This window comes from Devosia sp. 919 (genome assembly GCF_013185965.1).
GTDB lineage: Bacteria > Pseudomonadota > Alphaproteobacteria > Rhizobiales > Devosiaceae > Devosia.
In genome coordinates, this window is record NZ_JABAOL010000001.1 from 191,597 (window position 1) to 212,163 (window position 20,567).

19 protein-coding genes are annotated in these 20,567 nt (G+C 62.6%); 7 read left to right on the plus strand and 12 right to left on the minus strand.

Annotation, left to right across the window (positions count from 1 at the left end):
* Positions 1–3 precede the first annotated feature (3 nt).
* The 3 genes from HRQ64_RS00930 to HRQ64_RS00940 form a co-directional block, all read right to left on the minus strand.
* Entirely contained in the window at positions 4–795 is a 792-nt protein-coding gene (locus HRQ64_RS00930; RefSeq protein WP_127754924.1) for an ABC transporter permease, read from the minus strand.
* Entirely contained in the window at positions 792–1,616 is an 825-nt protein-coding gene (locus HRQ64_RS00935) for an ABC transporter permease (RefSeq protein WP_172121663.1), read from the minus strand. Before HRQ64_RS00935 ends, HRQ64_RS00930 begins: the two co-directional genes overlap by 4 nt.
* A gap of 61 nt (positions 1,617–1,677) precedes the next feature.
* Positions 1,678–2,715, minus strand: coding sequence for an ABC transporter substrate-binding protein (locus HRQ64_RS00940; protein ID WP_172121664.1), 1,038 nt, complete (start codon positions 2,713–2,715; stop codon positions 1,678–1,680).
* Positions 2,716–2,914: 199 nt separating this feature from the next.
* On the opposite strand from HRQ64_RS00940, the gene HRQ64_RS00945 reads away from it, so the two are divergent.
* Positions 2,915–4,777, plus strand: coding sequence for an adenine deaminase C-terminal domain-containing protein (locus tag HRQ64_RS00945; protein WP_172121665.1), 1,863 nt, complete (start codon positions 2,915–2,917; stop codon positions 4,775–4,777).
* A gap of 16 nt (positions 4,778–4,793) precedes the next feature.
* On the opposite strand, the gene HRQ64_RS00950 is transcribed toward HRQ64_RS00945, so the two are convergent.
* Complete coding sequence (locus HRQ64_RS00950) at positions 4,794–4,967, minus strand: hypothetical protein (RefSeq protein WP_172121666.1); 174 nt, start codon at positions 4,965–4,967, stop codon at positions 4,794–4,796.
* A gap of 614 nt (positions 4,968–5,581) precedes the next feature.
* On the opposite strand from HRQ64_RS00950, the gene HRQ64_RS00955 reads away from it, so the two are divergent.
* Positions 5,582–5,950 (plus strand): response regulator, encoded by a 369-nt coding sequence (locus HRQ64_RS00955; protein WP_172121667.1) that lies wholly within the window; start codon positions 5,582–5,584, stop codon positions 5,948–5,950.
* On the plus strand, positions 5,937–7,028 hold the full coding sequence (locus HRQ64_RS00960; RefSeq protein WP_172121668.1) for a Crp/Fnr family transcriptional regulator: 1,092 nt from the start codon (positions 5,937–5,939) through the stop codon (positions 7,026–7,028). Before HRQ64_RS00955 ends, HRQ64_RS00960 begins: the two co-directional genes overlap by 14 nt.
* 17 nt (positions 7,029–7,045) lie before the next feature.
* Here the strand turns inward: HRQ64_RS00960 and HRQ64_RS00965 are convergent, their stop codons facing one another.
* The 7 genes from HRQ64_RS00965 to glgX all read right to left on the minus strand — a co-directional run bounded on the left by HRQ64_RS00965 (position 7,046) and on the right by glgX (position 16,672).
* A complete protein-coding gene (locus tag HRQ64_RS00965; RefSeq protein WP_172121669.1) occupies positions 7,046–8,281 on the minus strand; it encodes an FAD-dependent oxidoreductase in 1,236 nt (411 codons plus the stop codon).
* A 42-nt stretch (positions 8,282–8,323) separates the two neighbouring features.
* Complete coding sequence (locus HRQ64_RS00970) at positions 8,324–9,100, minus strand: SDR family oxidoreductase (protein ID WP_127754932.1); 777 nt, start codon at positions 9,098–9,100, stop codon at positions 8,324–8,326.
* Positions 9,097–10,092: an ABC transporter permease gene (locus HRQ64_RS00975; RefSeq protein WP_127754933.1), complete on the minus strand. Its 996-nt coding sequence runs from the start codon at positions 10,090–10,092 to the stop codon at positions 9,097–9,099. The genes HRQ64_RS00970 and HRQ64_RS00975 overlap by 4 nt, the downstream gene beginning before the upstream one ends.
* A 70-nt stretch (positions 10,093–10,162) precedes the next feature.
* Positions 10,163–11,173: a sugar ABC transporter substrate-binding protein gene (locus tag HRQ64_RS00980; RefSeq protein WP_127755386.1), complete on the minus strand. Its 1,011-nt coding sequence runs from the start codon at positions 11,171–11,173 to the stop codon at positions 10,163–10,165.
* A gap of 54 nt (positions 11,174–11,227) precedes the next feature.
* The gene (locus tag HRQ64_RS00985) at positions 11,228–12,004 is read right to left on the minus strand and encodes an ATP-binding cassette domain-containing protein (protein ID WP_172121670.1); all 777 of its coding nucleotides are present in this window, start codon (positions 12,002–12,004) and stop codon (positions 11,228–11,230) included.
* Positions 12,005–12,140: 136 nt separating this feature from the next.
* Positions 12,141–14,459, minus strand: coding sequence for an AI-2E family transporter (locus HRQ64_RS00990; protein ID WP_172121671.1), 2,319 nt, complete (start codon positions 14,457–14,459; stop codon positions 12,141–12,143).
* Between the two features lie 125 nt (positions 14,460–14,584).
* Positions 14,585–16,672 (minus strand): glycogen debranching protein GlgX, encoded by a 2,088-nt coding sequence (gene glgX / locus HRQ64_RS00995; protein ID WP_172121672.1) that lies wholly within the window; start codon positions 16,670–16,672, stop codon positions 14,585–14,587.
* Between the two features lie 323 nt (positions 16,673–16,995).
* Here glgX and HRQ64_RS01000 point away from each other — a divergent pair, with 323 nt between their 5' ends.
* Entirely contained in the window at positions 16,996–17,358 is a 363-nt protein-coding gene (locus HRQ64_RS01000) for a hypothetical protein (RefSeq protein ID WP_172121673.1), read from the plus strand.
* A gap of 43 nt (positions 17,359–17,401) precedes the next feature.
* On the opposite strand, the gene deoD is transcribed toward HRQ64_RS01000, so the two are convergent.
* Entirely contained in the window at positions 17,402–18,112 is a 711-nt protein-coding gene (gene deoD, locus HRQ64_RS01005; protein ID WP_172121674.1) for a purine-nucleoside phosphorylase, read from the minus strand.
* A gap of 131 nt (positions 18,113–18,243) precedes the next feature.
* Between deoD and argC the strand changes: the two genes are divergently transcribed.
* The 3 genes from argC (at position 18,244) to HRQ64_RS01020 (ending at position 20,559) form a co-directional block, all read left to right on the plus strand.
* On the plus strand, positions 18,244–19,194 hold the full coding sequence (gene argC / locus HRQ64_RS01010; RefSeq protein WP_172121675.1) for an N-acetyl-gamma-glutamyl-phosphate reductase: 951 nt from the start codon (positions 18,244–18,246) through the stop codon (positions 19,192–19,194).
* Between the two features lie 358 nt (positions 19,195–19,552).
* Positions 19,553–20,158, plus strand: coding sequence for a 3-isopropylmalate dehydratase small subunit (leuD, locus tag HRQ64_RS01015; RefSeq protein ID WP_127754940.1), 606 nt, complete (start codon positions 19,553–19,555; stop codon positions 20,156–20,158).
* Positions 20,159–20,169: 11 nt separating this feature from the next.
* Entirely contained in the window at positions 20,170–20,559 is a 390-nt protein-coding gene (locus HRQ64_RS01020; protein WP_172121676.1) for a RidA family protein, read from the plus strand.
* The last annotated feature ends 8 nt before the right edge of the window (positions 20,560–20,567 follow it).

The window sequence follows — 20,567 nt, forward strand, 5'->3', positions numbered from 1 at the left end:
ACTCTATTTAGCAAGGAAGGTAAGGCCGAGCGTGCGCTCGACAATCGCCATGACCCCGACGGTCAGCACCATCAGCAGCACTGACACCGAAGCAACGGTAGGATCAAAGAACTGCTCCATATGGGCCAGCAACTGGATGGGGAGTGTGGAAATGCCCGGGCCGGTGAGGAAAATGGAGATGGACACGTCATTGATCGAGGTGATGAAGGCCAGGATAAAGGCCGCGATCACGCCCGAGCGCACATTGGGGAGCAGGATGGTGAAAAAGGTGCGCAGCGGGGGTGAGCCCAGGCTGATCGCCGCTTCCTCGACCGAAAAGTCGAACGAGGCGAGCGAAGCGCTGATCACCCGCACCACATAGGGCAGCACGAGCAGGCTGTGACCGAACACCAGCGTCAGGAAAATGGGGGTGTTGAACTGTACCGCTACATTCTTGAGGAGCGCGAACCCCAGCACCAGCTCAGGCACCAGCACCGGCAGCACGAACAGCGTGGCCAGCCACCCGGGCAGCTGGATGCGATAGCGATTAAGCGCATAGGCGGCGGGAATACCGATCAGCAGCGCGATGAAGGTCGAGAGGAACGCGATCTGCAGGCTGGTGATGATGGTACGCCGGAACGCAGCGATCTCGAAGATATTGGCGAACCAGCGCAGCGACAGCCCTTGGGGCGGGAAGGTCAGATAGGTCGTGTCGCTCAGCGCCGAGCCCACCACGATGATGAGCGGGCCGATGAGGAAGATGAACACGAGGACGGTAAAGCCAATGAGGGCCGGGTGCAGCTTTTGGGTCATCATACCGCCATCGGGTTGAGACGGCGGGCGACGCGCGTCATCACAAGAACAATGGCGATGGTGAACACCACCATGACGGCCGCGATGGTGGAAGCCGCGACCCAGTCAAAGGTGACCATGGCCTGCTGATACATCAGCGTGCCCATCATCATCACCTGCTCGCCGCCCAGCAATTGGGGCGTGGCATAGGAGGTGAAGCTGCCGGTGAACACCAGCACCGCGCCCACGATGAGGCCCGGCACCGCGAGCGGCAGAATGACCTGGGTGAAGGTCGCCCAGGGTTTGGCGCCCAGCGAGGAGGAGGCCTGGATCAGGTCCTCCGGGATAGATTCAAGCACGCCCACCAGGGTCAAAATCATCAAGGGAACAAAGAGATAGACCATCGCCACGATCACCGAGCCTTGCGTGTAAAGCATGGTCAGGGGCTCGCCGATGAGACCGGCGGAGACGAGGAAATTGTTGAGAATGCCGTTCTTGCCCAGAATGATGAGCCAGGCAAAGGAGCGCACGACGACGCCGGTCAGCAGCGGAAACACGGCGGCAATGATCAGGATCGACTTGAGCCAACCCGGCGCGCGGCTGATCACAAAGGCCGTTATGAAGCCAACTATGAGCGCGATCGCCGTAACTATGAACGAAACCTGAATGGTGCGGAACAGCACCGTCCGGCGAAAACCGCTGCCGAAAAATCCAAGATACGGCGCCAGCGGGCCGTTGGGCGTCATGAAGGTGGTGACGATGGTGGCGACCACCGGCAGCACCAGAAAGACGACCACGAGCAGCGTCGCGGGGGAGGCCAGGGTCCAACCTGAAAATCGCTTCATTCAACCTGGCCCTTTAGTCCAGCAAAGATTGCGGGGCGCGCTAAGGCGCCCCGCTTGGAGATTACATGCCGAAGATTTCGTTCCAGCGCTCGATCCAGCCGGACTTGGCAGCGTTCATCTTGGCATAGTCGATGCGCTGCAGGCCGGCGATGGTGTCGGCACCATAGGTCCAGAGTTCTGCCTGCTCGGGGGTCAGTTCCACCGCGGTGTTCACCGGAGCATCAACGCCCTCTTCAGCCAGAACCTGCTGGATTTCGGGCGACAGGATGAAGTTGATGAACTGGTAGGCCAGTTCCGGCTCGGCTGCGCCCTTGGGGATGTTGACGGTGTTGAGCGTGGCGATCGAGCCTTCCTCGAGCTCGGCCCATTCAACGGTCGGCACGGCAGCCTGAATCTGGCCAAGGGTGAAGTCCTGCGCAATGGCAGCACTGATCTCGCCGGTCGAGAAGAGGTTAATCATCTCCGAGCCGGTGTTGTAGTTCTTGACCACATTGGGCTTGAGTTCGGCGACGGCGGCAAAGGCGGCATCGGTGTCTTCATAGGCATCGACGCCGGCATGATCGCCTGCCTTGAGCACGACCATCGGTCCAGCCGTGGTGGTGATGCCGGGCAGCGAGAGCGAGGAAGCGAGGTCTTCGCTCCAAAGGTCATTCCAGGAGGTGACCGGCGTTGCGATCTTGGCGGTGTCGTAAACGATACCGACGCGGCCGATCGTATAGGCCGGACCATACCCACCCTGCGGGTCCTTGGCGATGTCATAGAGACCGGCAAGATTGGGGAGCTTGGCCGGATCGATCTGCTGGAACAGGCCCGCTTCAATCCCCTGCTGGCTGAAGCTGTCGGAGAAATAGGCGACGTCAACGCCACCGCCATTGCGGATCTGCAGCTTGTTGAGACGCTCGCCGTTATTGCCGGTCTCGAACACGATCTCGCAATCGCACATTTCGCGGAAGGGCGCGAGCACCAGCGTTTCGAGCTTTTCGCCATTGAAGCCCCACCAGGAGATGGTCAGGGTCTTGTCCTGCGCCATTGCGGGCGCAGCCATCAGGGTAGTGGCGGCAAGGGCAACCGCGAAGACGGAAGAAACTGTTTTCGACATGGATATTCCTTTGCACGCGGAGTGCCGTCCGCGAACGGATGGAGCGCAGGCCCGGCCGGCAGAAGCCTGTTTTTTGGGTCGCATATGCCGCAAGCCTTATCTTTGTGCAACTGTCATGGGAAGATGGCTTCTACTCGCCATCCCTCTTATTGACAGGCAAGCGCATTGTCAGCGCGGCAAACTGTATCTCGGAACTGATATGACCACCATAAGCGATCTGCTGATCAACCCTGAAGACGAAGTCGCGATCCGGCAGAACCTGGCCCTGGTCGCACTGGGCAAGCGCCCGGCCGATCGCGCCATTCGCGTGGGAAAGGTGCTCGATGTCTATGGCCGCAACTGGCACGAGGATCAGGAGATCGTGGTCTCGGGGCGCCGCATCGCCTGGGTGGGTCCGGCCGGCGCCTATCCGGGAACTGTCGCGGAACGGATCGATCGCTCGCATCTGGCGGCGGTGCCCGGCTTTGGCGAAGTGCACAAGCATATTGAATCGAGCCATCTAACGCCCGAATGGGAGGCGGCCCTGGTGCTGCCGCATGGCTGCACCTGGACCTGCGAAGCTAGCCATGAATTTTCCAATGTGAATGGCGCTCACAATCTCCAATTCTGGCTGACTGCACGGCTGGCCGGCTCGCCCATGAAGATTTTCCCCTTGCCGGGCTCGGCCGTTCCGCCCACCGCCTATGAATGGGGTGGCGGACATTTCGGCTATGCCGAACAGGCCCAGTTCCTGCGCAGCCAGTTGATGGTGGCGGGGCTCGACGAGGTGATGGACTGGCCGGCGGTCTGGAACCCCGAGAACCCTTCCTATGAGCGGCTTTGGGGCATGATCCGCGCGACCTTCGAGCAGCGCGGCGTCGTGGAAGGGCATGCGGCCGGGATGCGCGGCATCGACGACATCAACGCCTTTGCCGCCGCCGGCATGGCGTCGGACCATGAAGCCTGGACGGCCGAGGAGGTCAGCGACAAGCTGCGGCGCGGCCTTTTCATGGAATTGCGGCCCCATTCCCTCACCGAAATGATCACGGGCCTGCTTGAGCGCGGGCAGAGCGAATGGTCCAATGTCGCGCTGTGCACCGATGATCGCTCCTGTTCCGATACAATGAAGCTGGGGGCCACCGACCACAATGTCCGGCTGGCGATCGCCGCAGGGCTGCCGGTCGAGACCGCGATCCAACTGGTGACGATCAATCCGGCCCGGCATATGCGGCTAACGCCTTGGGTCGGCGCTATCGCGCCGGGACGCTTTGCCGATCTGGTTCTGCTCGATGACATTGAGAAGCTCGCCATTGACCAGGTCTGGGCTGACGGCACCCAGGTCTCGCAGGGGAAAAGCTATACCGGCGCCCTGCCCCAGATCACCTGGCCCGACTGGGCAACAAAGACGGTCCATATCGAGCGGGAAATGACGGCCGATGATTTCGCTATTCCCGCACCTGCGGATCGCGACACGGTTCAGGCTGCGCTGTTGCGGCCTTTCCACTGGGCCGATGACTTCATCACCACCCAACTCAAGGTAGAGAATGGGCTGGTGCAGCGCGACACTGCCCGCAACATCACCAAATTCGCCATTGTTGACCGGTTTTCGGGGGAGGGCAAAACCGCGGCCATGTTCTGGCTGGGCACCGGGCCGGCCACGCCCGATACGGCGCTGGCCTGTTCCATGGGGCACGACAAGCACAATATCTGGGTTGTGGGCTCGTCGGACGAGGCCATGGCGCTCGCGGTCAATACCCTGCGCCAAACGCAAGGGGGCTGGGCCCTGGTGCGTAGCGGGGAAGTGCTCGCCACCGTGCGCTATGAGGTCGGGGGCCTCATGACCTGCCGCCCGGCCGCCGAACTCGATGCCGAAATGGCCGAGCTTTACCGACAGGGCGAAACCATTGAGTGGATGTTCGAGCCGACCTTTTCGCCGCGCTGGTGGCCCGGCTTTCCCGAACGGCTGGCCTTTGCCACCCTCACCTGCGCGCCCTGGCGTTGGGTTCTGGTAGCCCCTTCGCCGCTCGCGCCGGAGGGGTTCGTCAATGTTGCCACCGGAGCCACCCACCCCATCGTCTGGTAGATGTGGCTGGGCTCGCCTAGTGCAACGGGCCCAGCACGCGTCGATATTCTGCCTCGGGGGCGCCATAGGCATCGGCGGCAAAGGCCTCCGGCGCTTCGCGATCACGAATGGTGATGAAGCCGCGCTTCGCACGAATGAAGTGGCTCCCTTCAAGGGAGTGGAGCGCCGTGGTGACACTGGGGCAGCGCACGGCCACATCAGCGCGAGAAAGTCGTGCGTGAGCGCCATCTCATCAGCCTCGGCCCGGTCGTGACACATCAACAGCCAGCGCGCCAACCGCTCGTGGACCGGGTGCACGGCGTTGGACAGGGCCGTATATCCGGTCTGGATCGACAGCGTGTGCACAGATAGCGAAAGCATCTGGTGCAGGGATGGCTGGCTCGGCACGCCCCCAGCAATGCTGTGCTATCGATGACGTGACCGGCGCCAGCCATTTGCATCACGATTAAATGAACCGGCTGACCGGACCCAAGGGGAATGGGTCCAACTTGGTACGCTTGCTAATACAAGTTGGTCCTATCGGGGCTGATGTGCTAAGACTGAGTTGATGACGCCTAGAGACGCAGCCGCCACAGGCGATGCTGCCCTGCTGCGTTCGCCATGAGCGGACGTCACTGCCCGATCCAGGCCGCTTTATACGCCAGAATTGCTGCACGAACCTGAGCGGACCGGCTCAGGCGAGACAATTAAACTGCAGTGCCCTGTAGCGCTTCCTGGCGCCATCAGCGGCACGGCAACAAGCGCAGACATGGCTTCGTAATTCTCGAGTTTGACTAACATAGTTCAATGAACAGGAGGTTGGCGATGTCGGATGGTGCGGAACTGATGATCGTTGAGGACGAACCCCTGATTGCCATGATGATCGAGGAAATGGCCGATGAAATCGGCTGGCCGGTCGGGAGATGCCTCCACTCCGAAGCGGATGCCTTTGTTTACCTCAACAGCCACAAGCCTGCCCTGGCGGTGCTGGACATCAATCTGGGCCTGACCACGAGCCTCGGCATCACGGCCGCCTGTCACGATCGCAACATCCCTGTTGTCTTCACCACCGGCTACACCCCCGCCGACGTGCCGACCCAATGTGGCAACGCCCCAGTGCTGGCCAAGCCGTTCTCGACCGAAGATCTGGCTCGAGCCATCAAGCAAGGATTGCAGCAACATGCTTATGCGTAACCATTCAGGCTCGGGCCTGCCCGCCATCGGCGATGCCTTGGCCGGCCATCTGGGATTGTTTGGCCCCCTAAGCCCCGCTGAGCGCACTGGCCTGCTGGCCCTGACGGGCTCCACCGTGCGGCTGTCGGCCAATGAAGAAATTACCCAGCTGGGGTCGCACGCGTCCAGCATCGTCGTGGTGCTCGATGGCGTGTTGCAGCGCTTCAACGACGATGCCCGCGGCAATCGCCAGATCTGCGGACTTTACCTGCGCGGCGATGCCCCGGGGCTGGAAACGCTGCAGATGCCGATCGCGGACCAGGGGCTTTCAGCACTGGTTCCCTCCATTGTCGGGCTCATTCCGCAGCGCAAGATGCTCGACCTGCTCGCGCAGTTTCCGTCCCTGCAGGGCCTGATGTGGCGCGAAACTTTGGTGCAGGCCTCGATGCTGCGCATCTGGCTTCTTCGCAACAGCATCAAGAATGCCGCCGGGCAGCTGGCGCATCTGTTTTGCGAATTGCTGATCCGCGCCAAGGCCGCCGGCATTGCCCAGGGCAATAGCTGCCCCCTGCCCCTTTCGCAGCGCCACCTTGCCGAAGTGACCGGGATGTCCGTGGTGCATGTCAACCGCACGCTGATGGTGCTGCGCGCCGACAACCTGATCGAATTTTCCAATGGCGTGCTGACGATCCATCGCTGGGACGAGCTGGCTGAAATCGGCGAATTCACCCCCGGCTATCTGCATCTGGGCGAGCAGGCTGCCGAGCTGGCCCCAGCGCGGCCCACCCCGGTGCTGCAAAGCCGGATTGAGGACAGTTTCGAGTTCATCCCCAGCCGCGCGCCGACGGCGTCCGAGGAGCCCGACGCCTTCCGGCGCAAGGCGGCTGATTTCAAGCAGATGCTCAAGACCTGGTCATTCGTGTCCTCGGGCATCATGCGCGGGGAAGCTGACGATCTATTTGAAAAGCTCACCCGCCTCGCCAATGATCTGCACGAGTTGGCGGGCGATGCCCCCGAGCGCAAGGCCACGGTGGAAACGCTGACGAGCCTGTTTCACCGCGTGCAGCTGGTGCCCGACCGCAGCAAAAGCCAGGCCTGAGGCCTGGCTTTGCGCCTTTAGCGGAAACGCGCAACACTGTAGGGCGTTGGATCCACAAAGGGGGTCTCCCCCGTCATCATTTCGCCCAGGAGCCGCCCCGTGGCGGGCCCGAGCGTCAGCCCATGATGGGCATGGCCGGTGGCCAGCCATAGCCCCTTGCGCCCTTCAGGCCCGATTATGGGCTTCATGTCGGGCGTGCAGGGCCGCGCCCCCATCCAAGGCTTGGCATCGAGCCGCTCGGCAATGGGGTAGCCCTCGCGCGCATAAGGCTCGGCGGCATCCACCTGCACAGGGTTGGGCGGCGCATCGAGCGCGGCAAATTCCGCCCCGGTGGTGAGCCGGATGCCCTGGCGCATCGGCACCATCAGGAAGCCCGCTTCATCAAACATCGGCATGGAGATGGTGGCATTGCCGCGCGGGCGGTAATGCATGTGGTAGCCGCGCTTGACCCCGAGCGGCAGGTGCCGCCCCAGTCTGCTCAGCAGCCCGCCCGACCATGGGCCCAGCGCCACCACCGCATCGCGCGCCTGGAGCGGGCCCTCGACTGTGTCGACGCTCCAGCCCGGCGCCGCTTCACGCAGGCTGAGCGCATCGCCATGCACGAACCTTCCGCCCAGCTGGATGAACAAGCGCAGATAAGCCTGCGTCAGCGCCAACGGATCGCGTACCGTCCAGGGCTGCGTCCAATGCACCGCGCCAACGAGTGGGGCAGTGACATGGGGTTCCTGGCTGCGCAGCGTTTGCTGGTCGAGCGCCTGGTGCTCCAGCCCATAGCGGCCATGCCCCTCGGCTTCCTCGAGGGCGGCGCGGAAACCCTTTTCGGTGCGGAACACCTCCATCCAGCCCGCCTTGCCGATCAGGTCCCCGGCGCCCGCTTCCTCGATCAACGGCGCATGCTCGGACACCGAATGGGCGATGAACTTGGAATAGTCCTCAACGATCTTCTGATAGGAGCCCGAGCGCGACGCCCACCAATAGCGCGCAAGGAACGGCGACAACTTGGGCAGGTCGCGCCAGCGAAAGCGCATGTCGACGCTCTGGTTGCGGCCATAATTGAGTACGGTCACCAGCGACTGGGGAAACAGATGCGGCGCCACCCCTTCGCGCTGGATCAGTCCGGCATTGCCATAGGAGGTTTCCTTTCCGGCCTCCCCCCGGTCCAGCAGCACCACGGAACGGCCGCGCTTGAGAAGGTGAATGGCGACACTGACCCCGACGATCCCGGCCCCGAGGACAACGCAATCTGCTTTCATGGAGAATTCCGACTCAACTCAATAATGTTGGCGATCCGCTGTCTAGACGCCGCTGGGGCGCATGCGGAAGTCGTTGCCCTCGGGCAGCAACTGACCACCATCTACGACAATGGTGGTGCCAGTGATATAACTGGCCTCGTCGGAAGCCAGAAACAAAAACGCGTTAGCAACATCGCGGGCACTGCCCAGCCGCCCCAGGGGAATGGCGCTTTCCATATCGGCGATGAAAGCCGGGCCGCGATGCTCCTGCATCGCTTCGGTCAGGATATTGCCGGGCTCGACGCCATTGACGGTGATGCCATAGGCGGAAAACTCCAGCGCCGCCGAGCGGATAAAGCCGTTGATGCCGGCCTTGGTCGCGGCGTAGTGGCCGTGGCCCGGGCTGGTGACATGCGGGCCGGTGATCGAGGAGGTAAAAAGGATCCGCCCCGAGCCTTGCGCCCGCATCGGCGCTAATGCCGCTTTGGCGGCATTGAACGAGCCGCGCAGATTGACCGCCATGACGCGATCCCAATCGGCTTCCGAAGTGTCCTCGATCAGCTGCCAGGGATAAACGCCGGCATTTTGCACGATGATATCGAGCCGCCCATAGGCGGATAGTGCCATAGCCACGGCCGCTTCCGCATCGGCCAGCCGCGAAATGTCGGTGGCGATGAACTGCGCACCCAACTCCTCGGCCGAGGCGCGACCGGCCTCGGCTTCCCAATCGGCCAGAACGAGGTTGGCGCCTTCCTCGGCAAAGCGCAGCGCAATGCCTTTGCCAATGCCACGGGCAGCCCCGATGATCAGGGCCGTCTTGCCCGCCAGCCTGTCGCTCATGCCAATTGCTTTCTGATGGTTTGTTTGAGGGTATCGAGCAGCACCGCCGCCAAGACCAGAAGGCCATGGATGACCTGGGTGTAATGAGCCGGCAGGCCCATGAGGTTGATTGCAGTGTTGATCGACGAGAGCAGCAGCACGCCGGCATAAACGCCGGGCAGCGAGCCTACGCCGCCCTTGAGGCTGACGCCCCCGATCACCACCGCGGCAAAGGCATTGAACAACATGCCGGCGCCCAGATTGGCGGTAGCCCCCGAGGTGCGAATGGCGAGGAGCCAACCGGCCAGGGCGGCAATAGCCCCTGAAAGGACAAAGGCTGCCATCAGCACCTTGTTGACCTTGATGCCCGCGCGAAACGCGGCGCCTTCATTGCCCCCGATCATCAGCAGGTGCCGGCCGAACCGGGTTTTCGCCAGGATGAAGGAGAAGGCCACAAAGCAGAAAATGGCGATGTAAGCGGTGAGGGGAATGCCAAGGACGCGCTGAATACCGAGCCAACGCAATTCGGGTGCCAGGTTCTGCGCCGAGCGGCCGCCCGACAAGGCCACAACCAGCCCCCGCACCCAGATAAAACTCGCCAGGGTGACGATGAAAGCATTCATCTTGACCTTGACCACGAGAAAGCCGTTGAGCACGCCGATAGCGGCGCCCACCAGCAGGCCGGCGCCAAGCGAGACTGGCACAACCAGCCAGCCCGGTGTCAAAGTTATGCCAAGGCCGATGCCAGACGAAGCAAAGAGTATCCCCGTGACCATGGCGCTGAGCGCGGCGACCGATTCCACCGATAAGTCCATGTGGCCGGCGATGATCACCAGCGCCAGGCCAATGGACATGACACCCAGAACGCTGGATTGCTCGATGATGTTGGCGAAGATGCCGGGCTGGAAATAGTTCGGGATAACAGCCGAAAAGATTGCCAGCACCGCGAGCAGCATGAACCACACAAGGTTATCGAGCACGAACTCGAGCGCTTGGCGTTGGCGAGGCGGCATGGATGAGCTTCCGGGAGGGCTATGGACAAAGGCTCCCTCCCGATGGGGGAGGGAGCAGAGGGTTCAATGGTTATTCAACCGGCGTGATCGGCTGTGCTGGCGGCTGCCCGTTGCCCCAGAAAGCGGGGTCATCCACATTTTCGGCGGTGACCGCGGCACCCGGAATCTTGATCGTGGGGCCCCAGTCTTCGACCGTCACCGCTGAAGTTAGCCCGAGCACATCATATTCGCCGGGCTCGATGGGCTCCTTGGCAACGATCTTGTCCATGAACATCGCCACCGCCGCAGCCTGCGCATAAAGCGGCTGCTCGACTTCCACCTGCATCCAGCCATCTCGGATCAGCTGCAGCGCAACCGGGGCACCATTGGAGCTCATCACCAGGACATCGCCAGGCTGCTTGCCGGCCGACTCCAGCGCCGCCACGGCCGCGACGGATAGATGCGCTGCGTGGCTGAAGACGATGTCGATGTCGGGATTGGCCAGCAGCTGGTCCGACACAATGGTGCCGGCATTGCTCGCTTCCCACATCATGGCGGGTTGGCTGATGATGGTGACCTCGGGAAAGGCTGCCATCTTCTCTTCAAAACCCTTCTGAATATCGAGGGTATAGGGGTCACCGGGGTCGCCCAGCACCTGCAGCACCTTGCCTTTAACCCCGCCGTTCTTTTCGGTCAGCAGCCGCTCGACCTCTTGGGCGGCGACATAGCCAATCTCGATCGTGCCGGCGACCGAGGTGAAGTCCGAAACGGTAGAGGAAATCTGCCGATCAAACTGGATGACGGGAATGCCTGCCGCCCGCGCCGCATCAACGGAAGGCGCCAGGGCATTGAAGTCCACTGCTGCCAGGATAATGGCCGTGGGGGCTAGGGTGATGACGTCGTTCATCTGCGATTGCTGCAAGTCGGTCTTGTTGTCGGCATTGAGCGTCGTCATGTCGTAGCCGACCTGCTCGAGGAACATTTCGAGCGCACTGACCGAGCCGGTCTGGAATTCATCCAGAAGGGTCGGGACCATGTAGTAGACCGTGCCCTTGTCCTGGGCATAGGCCGGGCTCAACAAGGCCGCGCCACTCGCCGCCATGAGCAGGGTCGATTTCAGCAGTTTGTTCAAAACATCGCTCCTCAAACCGGATCGCTACTGCCCCGCGCCCAGGGCCGGTCCGGATCCGGTCAAGGTTTCGCCCGTGATCATGCCGATCACTGCGTCCGCATTGGTTTGACTGCGCGCCACATCGCCGGCCACCACGCCCTGGCGGATCACCACGATGCGGTCGGCAACCTGAAAAGCCTGCTGCATGATATGGGTGATGATGACGACGCCGATCCCCTGCGCAGCGACCTGTCGGATCATCTGCAGGCCCCGCCGGGTTTGCTCGACGCCGAGCGCCGCAAAGGGCTCGTCCAGCAAGACCAGCTTGCCGCCCCAATGCACGAACCGATTGAGCTCAATCGCCTGGCGCTGCCCGCCCGACAGATGCTCGACCTTGGTGCGCAGGGAGGGAATGCGCGTGCCCGCATCGGCCAGCGCCTTGGCGGTTTGCCGCTCCATGGTGGCTTCATCGAGCACGCGAACGCCCAGCACCTTGCGCGTCAGCTCCCGCCCCATGAAAAAATTGCCGACCACATCGATATTGGTGCAGAGCGACAGGTCCTGGTAGACCGTCTCGATCCCGGCGGTTTTGGCTTCGGAGGGGGAACGGGGGCGGAAGTCGCGTCCCTCGAACCGCATGCTGCCCGAACTGGCCTCCAGCCCGCCCGAGATAATCTTAACGAGAGTCGACTTGCCGGCGCCGTTGTCGCCCAGAAGGGCGATGACCTCGCCCTTGCGAATGGAAAAGGACACTCCTCGCAGCGCTTCCACGGCGCCAAAGCTCTTGGTGATACCATCGAGCTCGAGGAGAGGCTGGTTCACGCGGCCACTCCGCAAGCCGCGACGAATAGGCAGTTCAACCTGCCAACCACACCATCTGCCGCGCCAACTAGCATGCCGCCGTGCCCCCTCAATAGGCAGCAGACTGGCAGCGCCTAAATTTCAAGTCAATCGGCAATCAATGGCTCCTGCTGCCCTCGCCCGGTCCCTTTCCTGAACCGCTCGCCACGGCAAGGTGGCCGTTGGCAGCATCCTGCATCAGGTGCAAGGCCAACAGGCTGAGCTTTTCGGCGTCCTCGGCGCCAAAACTGCTGCGCGCTTCCTGGTCCAAGAGCGACAACGCGCCGACGATTTCCCCATCGCCCCCGACCAGCGGCACCGAAACACAAAACCCGATGCCGTTCTCGAGCAGGGCGGGATCGGCGGAGAAACGCGCATCCGAACGCACATCGGTCACCACCACGACTTCGCCCGTGCTCATGGCGAGAGCGGCCACCGTGCTGGCGCCATGCGGCGTCGCGGGCGTGGATGAACCATTGCTGCCGCCGGCCTCGTCCTGGCGCAAGTCCACGACCGCAACAGGCACTTCCATGGTCACCGCAATTTCCCGCAGGCGTTCGGCCACGGGGCCCTCAGGACGAGCGAGTTGCCGGATCCAGGCCATGTCGGCGGCCGCGCCAAGCGGGTCGGTTGCTTCGAGAGCCGGTGTCCCCCCTTCGGGCTCAGCCATCTCGACGCGCACGGCAGTGGCTGCTTCCTCGATATTGCGCGCCACCATGTCCGCGTTCAGCTCACCCGCTTCGGCCGTCGCCATGTCGTCATTGAACACGCAGGCGATTACGACAAGGCCGGGCTGGCGACGGTGTAGACGGCGCGCCACATAGCGCAGATAGCTGCGCATGCTCTCGCCGAGATAACACAGGCACACCACCCGCACGCCTTCGAGATCGAGTTGGCCGATGCTTTCCTGGCGGACGGCTAGGGGCGGCATGACGCTGATGGCATATTCGGTTTCCAGCAGCCTCCCGAGCAACAGTGCGGCCGAGCCGTCGAGCTCGGTGCGCCCGCCGATGCAAAGCACCTGAGGCTTTTCCGCCTCCACCGCATGGCGGCCCAGATCATCGTCGAGGTCGTCCACCACGCCCGAAAGGCTTTCCACCACCCGGCGGCGATGGGCGACATCATTGGCGTTGGTGTCGAGGTCTGCTTCCGCCAGGCGCAGCGCGGGCATGGCGATCTCCTGATAAAAGCGCTGCAGATCATGCTCGCCGACATATTCTTCGGCCAGCTCAATGGCCTCCACGGTGTTGCCCGCCACCAGCCGCTGGTAGAACCGCTCCGTCGGTTCCAGCACCGGCTCGCTGCCGAGGAGCGTCTCGAAAAACTGCAATTGGGGCACATAGCGGCCGAGCACGACAAGGCACACGGTTATAGGCGTCGACAGGATCAGGCCGATCGGTCCCCATAGTGTGGCCCAGAACATAGCCGCCACCAACACCGCGAGCGGTGACAGCCCGGTGCTCGAGCCATAAAGCCTCGGCTCGATGGCATTGGTGGTGACGAGCTCGAGCGTCGCGAACAGCGCCACGGAATAGAGCAGCATCGACCAGCCCGGATCCACCGCAAAGGCGAGGGTAAAGGGAATGGATGAGGCGATCAGCGTACCGACAAAGGGGATGTAGCGGAAAATGGCCGCGAGCAAGCCCCAAAGCACCGCATTGGGCACCCCGATCAGGCTGAGGCCCGTCCCGTACACCACCCCATAGGAAAGGTTGACGCAGAACTGCACCAGCAGATAGCGCCCGACGCGGGCGGCCGCTTCGTTCATTACCTTGGTGCTGGTGCGCAGATCGCCCCGGCTGACGAGTTTGAGGAAGCGGTCGCGCAGGTCTTCGCGCTCGAGCAGAAGGAAAATCAGGAACACTGCAACGATAGCGGCGGTGGTCAGCGGCCCCAGCACGGAACTGAGCACCGATTGCACCATGGCGAGTGGGCCAGCGGCATCATTGGTGATCACGACCGGCATGGGCCGCGTGGTTTCAGCGCCATCCGCCGCTTCAAGCTGCCCCTGCAACTGGCCGATCGCATCGCCAAAACTGCTGAGGAACCCCGTGCCGCCCTCCCCGCCCAGGGTTTGCTGCAGTGCGGTAAATTTTTCGATTACCGTGGTCTGGTAGCGCGGCAGGTCGCCCGCGAGCTTGATCAGCTGGGTGGCGACAATATAGCCGATGGTCGACAACACCGCGCCTGCCAGCAGCACGGCCAGCAGCACTGCCACGATATGGGGCAAATGCAGCCGCCGCAGCCGATGCACCACCGGCGCCAGCGCGAAAGCCAGCAGCACCGCCAGGACCAGCGGCACGAAAATGCCCGCCCCCAGATAAAGCACCACAATGGTCATTCCGATAAAGGCGGCGGTGACCAAGGTGTTGGTTGGCGGGGCGCCCTTGTAGTTGACCGCTCCGACCAGGGGAGGAGTGTCGTGCGGATCGCTCATGGGTGAATACCTGAAAGCCGCGAGATTGCTGCGCGAAGGCAACGGCCACGGCCCCTCCCGGTTCCGTTACTGCGCGCCCTCGGCGCACAATGACGCAAGGGGTGCCCTCAGGCACCCCGGCAAGGTTAGCGCAGCAGCAGCAGCGAGCGCGAGGTCATCCTTACGGGCTCGCCCGCTGTAAGCTTGCGGACTTCCTCGCCAGTGACGGCAGCAGTGTTGATCTCGACCAGCCATTCATGGCCACCTTCCCGCTCGGGCACGACGAAATCCACGTCGCCGTCATGGGGATTGAACAGCACCAGCACCTCCCACCAGGTGTCGGGCTGGCCCTTGAGATCCTCGCGCGCCAGATGCAGGCCGATCGTGGTGGCGCCAGCGTCTTCCCAATGCTCGTCCTGTTGTTCCCCGCCCCCGGGATTGAACCAGGTAACGGTCATGCCGTCGCGCCAATTGGCGCGCCGCAGCAGCGGCTGTGATTGCCGGAGCGCAATCACCTGGCGCACAAACTCGGTCAATTCAGCGGTGGAGGCAGGCCGTTCGTCCCAGTTCACCCAGGAGATCTCGCTGTCCTGGCAATAACCGTTGTTGTTGCCCAGCTGCGAGCGGCTGAACTCGTCGCCCGCCAGGATCAGCGGCGTGCCATGCGAAAGCAGGAGCGTCGCCAGCATGTTGCGCTTTTGCCGTTCGCGCACTTCATTGATGCCGGCATCGTCGGTTGGGCCTTCCGCGCCGTAGTTATAGGAGCGGTTATCATTGTGCCCATCATTGTTGTCTTCGCCATTCGCCTCATTGTGCTTCTCGTTGTAGGAAACGAGGTCATTGAGGGTGAAGCCGTCATGGGCGGTAATGAAATTGACGCTCGACCAGGGGCGGCGGCCGCGTAGATCATAAACATCGCCCGATCCGGTAAAGCGGGCCGCAAAATCGCGGACGGTGTTGTCCTCGTCGCGCCAGTAATCGCGCACGGTATCGCGATATTTGTCGTTCCATTCCGACCAGCCGGGCGGAAAGCCACCGACCTGATAACCCCCCGGCCCGATATCCCAAGGCTCACCCACAAGCTTGACCTTGCTCAGCACCGGGTCCTGCCCGACCGCTTCGAAAAAGCCGCTGCGCTCGTCAAAGCCATAGGGCTCGCGCCCCAGAATGGTGCCCAGATCGAAGCGGAAGCCGTCGATATGCATCTGCTCGACCCAGTAGCGCAGGCTGTCGGTCACCATCTGCAGCACGCGCGGATGGCTGGTGTTGACCGTGTTGCCGGTGCCGGTGTCGTTGATGTAGTAGCGCGGCTCGCCCGGCATGGTGCGGTAATAGGCGAAGTTGTCGATGCCCTTGAACGAGAGGGTCGGGCCCATTTCGTTGCCTTCGGCGGTGTGGTTGTACACGACGTCGAGGATCACCTCGATGCCGCCGTCATGGAAGGCGCGCACCATGTCGCGGAATCCGTCGAGGCCGCGCCGGCCGAAATAGCGGTTCGCCGGCGCGAAAAAGCCGAGAGTATTATAGCCCCAGAAATTCTTGAGCCCGCGATTGAGCAGGAAATCGTCATCGGGGAAGAAGTGCGTCGGCAGCAGTTCAACCGAAGTCAGGCCCATGCTCTTGATATAGTCGACCACCGCCTTGTGGCCCATGCCCTCAAAAGTGCCCCGCAGGTTTTCGGGGATCGCCGAATTGAGCTGGGTGAAGCCCTTTACATGGGTTTCGTAAAAGATGGTCTGGTCCCACGCGATATTGGGCTTGCGATCGCCATTCCAGTCATAGCCGCGCGGATCGATTACCCGCGCCTTGGGCATGCCTGCGGCGTTGTCGCGCTCGTCAAAGGACAGATCCTTGTCTTCGCTATCGGTGATGTAGCCGAAATGGGCGGGCGACCACTGCACATCACCCACCAATTCACGGGCATAGGGATCCACCAGCAGCTTGTTGGGATTGAACCGATGGCCGTTCATGGGATCATAGGGACCATGGACGCGATAGCCATAAAGGGTGCCGGGTCCTACACCGGGCAGATAGCCGTGCCAGATTTCGTTGGTATATTCGGGAAGGGTGATGCGCTCTTCCGCCCCACTTGCCGGATCGAACAGGCACAGCTCCACCCGATCGGCATGAGCGCTGAACAGGGCAAAATTGGTCCCGTCCCCGTCCCAGTGAGCGCCCAGCGTGGTGAAATCACCGGGCAGGACCTGGCGGGAAGACGAGCTTGTAATCGACATGGAGCGGGAACCCTTGATTGACGCCGCTCAACGTCGCGAGGCCCTTCGAAGTTGCCTCAAATCCGTGTCGTTAATGCGCCAAATTGGCGGCGACGGCGGGCGGCGGTAACCTCGTCTTCACTATGCGGGCCCTACAAGGAAGGCGCACGGTATGTACCGGGTACGTGCAAACAGCGTCAGTGAGGCGCCTGTCCATTTGGTTGGGCAGGCGCCCTACGCTGAACCGAAAATGAACCAGGCGATATGGTTTGGTTCAGAGCCCAGCGGTTAGAACCGAGCATGCTTTTGAGGGCATGATCATTTTCAAACCCTGAGGTTCTCCCATGAAACTCCCCGCTTTTTCTCCCCTCCTGCGTGCTGGGGCCGTGGCACTGGCACTGGGTGTCACCGCGGTTTCGGCCATGCCGGCCCAGGCCCAGTCAAATAGCCCCAGCCTGTCGTTCAGCTTCCAGAACGGCAATGGTTATGGCTTTTCGGTTGGCGAACGCCACCGCCCGCAGCGCCATTGCATGAGCGATCGTGAGGTGCGGCGCTTGGTCGAGCGCGCCGGCTATCGCCATGTGCGCATCTATGCTTCGGGCGACCGTTATGTTCGCGTCCGGGGTGACGAAGGTCGCCGCTCCTATATTGTGACTGTAGACGCCTGCCGCGGCCGCATCATCGATCGCGACCGGGTTCGCCGCTGATCCAGGGGGCCCGGCCTTGCGCCGGGCCCTTCCCTGACCGCAATCAGCCTGCAATGGCCACTTCAAGCGCCAACTCCACCATCTCGCGAAGGGAGCTTTGCCGCTCTTCGGCGCTGAGCTCCTCCTTGGTGATGATGCAATCGGTCATGGTGCAGATGGCGAGCGCCCTCGCCCCGAACCGGGCGGCGAGCGTATAAAGCGCGGCCGCCTCCATCTCGACGCCCAGAACGCCATGTTCGGGCAAGGCGTCGTAACCGGCCATCCCATCGGCATGATAGAAGATATCGGCCGACAGCATATTGCCAGCGTGAAAGCGCAGCTTGAGCTCTTCGGCGCGCTCGGCGGCACGGCGCAGCAGCCCAAAATCGGCGATCGGGGCAAAACTATAGGGGCCGAACCGCCCCTTGACGATGGAGCTGTCGGTGCAGGCCCCTTGCGCCAGGATTACGTCGCGTACCTTGACCTTGGTGTTGAGGCCGCCACAGGTGCCCACCCGGATCAGCGTCTTGCAGCCATAGACATTGATGAGCTCATGCACATAGATCGCGAGCGAAGGCTGCCCCATTCCGCTCGCCTGCACCGAAACCCGCCGGCCGTGATAGGTGCCGGTATAGCCCAGACAATTGCGCACGCTGTTGACCTGCCGCGCATCGGCGAGGAACGTTTCGGCAATCCATTTAGCCCGCAGCGGATCGCCCGGCAGCAGCACGGCATCGGCGTAATCGCCCGGCTTGGCATGATTATGCGGCGTCATCGGTTGCGTCCCTGGCTGGTTTCGGAGACAAAACCCTGCCATCGGCCGCCCCTCCGGGCAAGGCCGGCGGCTTGACGCCGCGTCGGACGCGGCCCATCTAGACGAACAACACGAGGAGCGCGAAACAGCACATGGCCGCCAAGATCTTCATCGATGGGGAAGCTGGAACCACCGGATTGCAGATCCGCGAGCGTTTGCAGGAGCGGCGCGATCTCGAATTGCTCACCATCCCGCCCGAGCGGCGCAAGGATGCGGGCATGCGCGCCCAGCTGCTCAACGAGGCCGATGTGGCCATTCTCTGCCTGCCGGACGATGCCGCCAAGGAAAGCGTCGCGCTGATCGAGAACACCACCACCCGGGTGATCGACGCCTCCACCGCGCACCGGGTGAACCCCGACTGGGCCTATGGCTTTGCCGAGATGGACCGCGCACAAACCAAGGCGATCGCCGAAGCGCGCTTTGTGGCCAATCCCGGCTGCTGGCCTCAAGGCGCCATTGCCGGGCTGCGCCCGCTGATCGCCGCGGGCTTGCTGCCGGCCGATTACCCGGTGACGGTTAATGGCGTGTCGGGCTATTCCGGCGGCGGCCGCCAGATGATCGAGGAATATGAAGCGGCGGGAGCCAGCGCCAGCCACTTCATGCCCTATGGCCTGACCTTCCAGCACAAGCATGTGCCCGAGCTTACCCAATACGGCACCCTTCAGCGCGAGCCGCTGTTCCAGCCGGCCGTTGGCGATTTCGCCCAGGGCATGCTGGTGGCCGTGCCGCTGCAGCTGGGCATTCTGCCCAAGGCGCCGACCGGCAAGCAACTGCATGCCGCTTTGGCCGACCATTACGCTGCCATTCCCGACAGCTTTGTGGACGTGGCGCCCTTCGAGGCCGTGGCCAAGACCCCGGCGCTCGATCCACAGCACCACAACGACACCAACCGCATGACCCTGCACGTCTTTGCCAATGACGATCGCGCCCAGGCGCTGCTCGTGGCGATCTACGACAATCTGGGCAAGGGCGCCTCGGGCGCTGCCGTGCAGAACCTCAACCTTATGCTCGGCGTGGACGCGCGCGAAAGCCTAGCGGCTTAGGGCAAGCTCCCAAACCTGACGGCGGCAGGACCATAACCGCCGCCGCCCCACCCTCGATGTCATCCCGGCCTTGAGCCGGGGCCCATCACGAGATCCCGCCCGCGCCGCCAGGTGCTTCACGGGGGCACCTTCAGCACCTTCCACCAACACCTCAGGATGGATCCCGGCTCAAGGCCGGGATGACAGCTGGCGGGATAAGGCCAGTTCTGAGCCCTGCCAAACGCCGAGAATTCCTTCTTGCAGCCCAAAACCACTCCGCAGGCGTAACCAAGAGTACGCCAGCGAACGGTTTCCCCCCAACTCGACTTGACCCCACCCCCGCTTTCGCGCAAAGACCAGCACAAAGCGAGGTTTTCCGATGGACAAATTCACCACCCTGACCGGTGTTGCGGCGCCATTGCCGATCATCAATATCGACACCGATATGATCATCCCCAAGCAGTATCTGAAAACCATCAAGCGCACGGGTCTGGGCACCGCGCTGTTTTCGGAAATGCGCTACAACGAAGACGGCACCGAAAACCCCGATTTCGTGCTCAATAAGCCGGCCTATCGCGGTGCCAAGATCATCGTGGCCGGCGACAATTTCGGCTGCGGCTCCTCGCGCGAGCATGCCCCTTGGGCGCTCTTGGATTTCGGCATCCGCTGCGTGATCTCGACGAGCTTTGCCGATATTTTCTACAACAACTGCTTCAAGAACGGCATCCTGCCGCTGGTCGTCAGCCCCGAGCAGCTCAAGCTGCTGCTGGACGATGCCGAGCGCGGCTCCAACGCCACCCTGACCATCGATCTGGAAGCACAGACCGTTCAGGGTCCCGATGGCGGCACCATCCATTTCGATATTGATCCCAGCCGCAAGCAGATCCTGCTCGAAGGCCTCGACGATATCGCCGGCACGCTCAAATCCGACCCGTCCATCGCTGGCTTTGAAAGCAAGATGGCCGTGGACCGCCCCTGGCTCTAAGGCTCCCGGCCATGGTGCAGCGCGTTTCTACCGGCTCGCCGTTTGAAACCGACTTTGGCTATTCCCGCGCCGTCCGGCACGGGGACACCGTCTATGTTTCGGGCACCACCGGCTATGACTATGCCAGCATGGTCATGCCCGAGGGCGCGGGCGATCAGGCCCGCAATGCCCTCTCGACCATCGATGCGGCCCTGCGTGAACTGGGCTGCACGATCGCCGACACCGTCCGCGTCGTTTACTACGTAGCAGACCGCTCACATGTCGAGGACGTCGTGGCGGCGGTCGGACCGGTTTTCCGTACGGTCCGCCCCGCCGCTTCCATGCTGATCGTGCAGATGATCGAGCCCGGCATGAAGATTGAAATCGAAGTAACCGCCCGCCTGGGCGCCTCCAACTCTTGAAAGCACAA

Coding starts and splice junctions, on each gene's coding strand:
- HRQ64_RS00930 (WP_127754924.1), bottom strand. CDS start 795: ATGATGACCCAAAAGCTGCACCCGGCCCTCATTGGCTTTACCGTCCTC.
- HRQ64_RS00935 (WP_172121663.1), bottom strand. CDS start 1,616: ATGAAGCGATTTTCAGGTTGGACCCTGGCCTCCCCCGCGACGCTGCTC.
- HRQ64_RS00940 (WP_172121664.1), bottom strand. CDS start 2,715: ATGTCGAAAACAGTTTCTTCCGTCTTCGCGGTTGCCCTTGCCGCCACT.
- HRQ64_RS00945 (WP_172121665.1), top strand. CDS start 2,915: ATGACCACCATAAGCGATCTGCTGATCAACCCTGAAGACGAAGTCGCG.
- HRQ64_RS00955 (WP_172121667.1), top strand. CDS start 5,582: ATGTCGGATGGTGCGGAACTGATGATCGTTGAGGACGAACCCCTGATT.
- HRQ64_RS00960 (WP_172121668.1), top strand. CDS start 5,937: ATGCTTATGCGTAACCATTCAGGCTCGGGCCTGCCCGCCATCGGCGAT.
- HRQ64_RS00965 (WP_172121669.1), bottom strand. CDS start 8,281: ATGAAAGCAGATTGCGTTGTCCTCGGGGCCGGGATCGTCGGGGTCAGT.
- HRQ64_RS00970 (WP_127754932.1), bottom strand. CDS start 9,100: ATGAGCGACAGGCTGGCGGGCAAGACGGCCCTGATCATCGGGGCTGCC.
- HRQ64_RS00975 (WP_127754933.1), bottom strand. CDS start 10,092: ATGCCGCCTCGCCAACGCCAAGCGCTCGAGTTCGTGCTCGATAACCTT.
- HRQ64_RS00980 (WP_127755386.1), bottom strand. CDS start 11,173: ATGGCGGCGAGTGGCGCGGCCTTGTTGAGCCCGGCCTATGCCCAGGAC.
- HRQ64_RS00990 (WP_172121671.1), bottom strand. CDS start 14,459: ATGAGCGATCCGCACGACACTCCTCCCCTGGTCGGAGCGGTCAACTAC.
- glgX (WP_172121672.1), bottom strand. CDS start 16,672: ATGTCGATTACAAGCTCGTCTTCCCGCCAGGTCCTGCCCGGTGATTTC.
- HRQ64_RS01000 (WP_172121673.1), top strand. CDS start 16,996: ATGAAACTCCCCGCTTTTTCTCCCCTCCTGCGTGCTGGGGCCGTGGCA.
- deoD (WP_172121674.1), bottom strand. CDS start 18,112: ATGACGCCGCATAATCATGCCAAGCCGGGCGATTACGCCGATGCCGTG.
- argC (WP_172121675.1), top strand. CDS start 18,244: ATGGCCGCCAAGATCTTCATCGATGGGGAAGCTGGAACCACCGGATTG.
- leuD (WP_127754940.1), top strand. CDS start 19,553: ATGGACAAATTCACCACCCTGACCGGTGTTGCGGCGCCATTGCCGATC.
- HRQ64_RS01020 (WP_172121676.1), top strand. CDS start 20,170: ATGGTGCAGCGCGTTTCTACCGGCTCGCCGTTTGAAACCGACTTTGGC.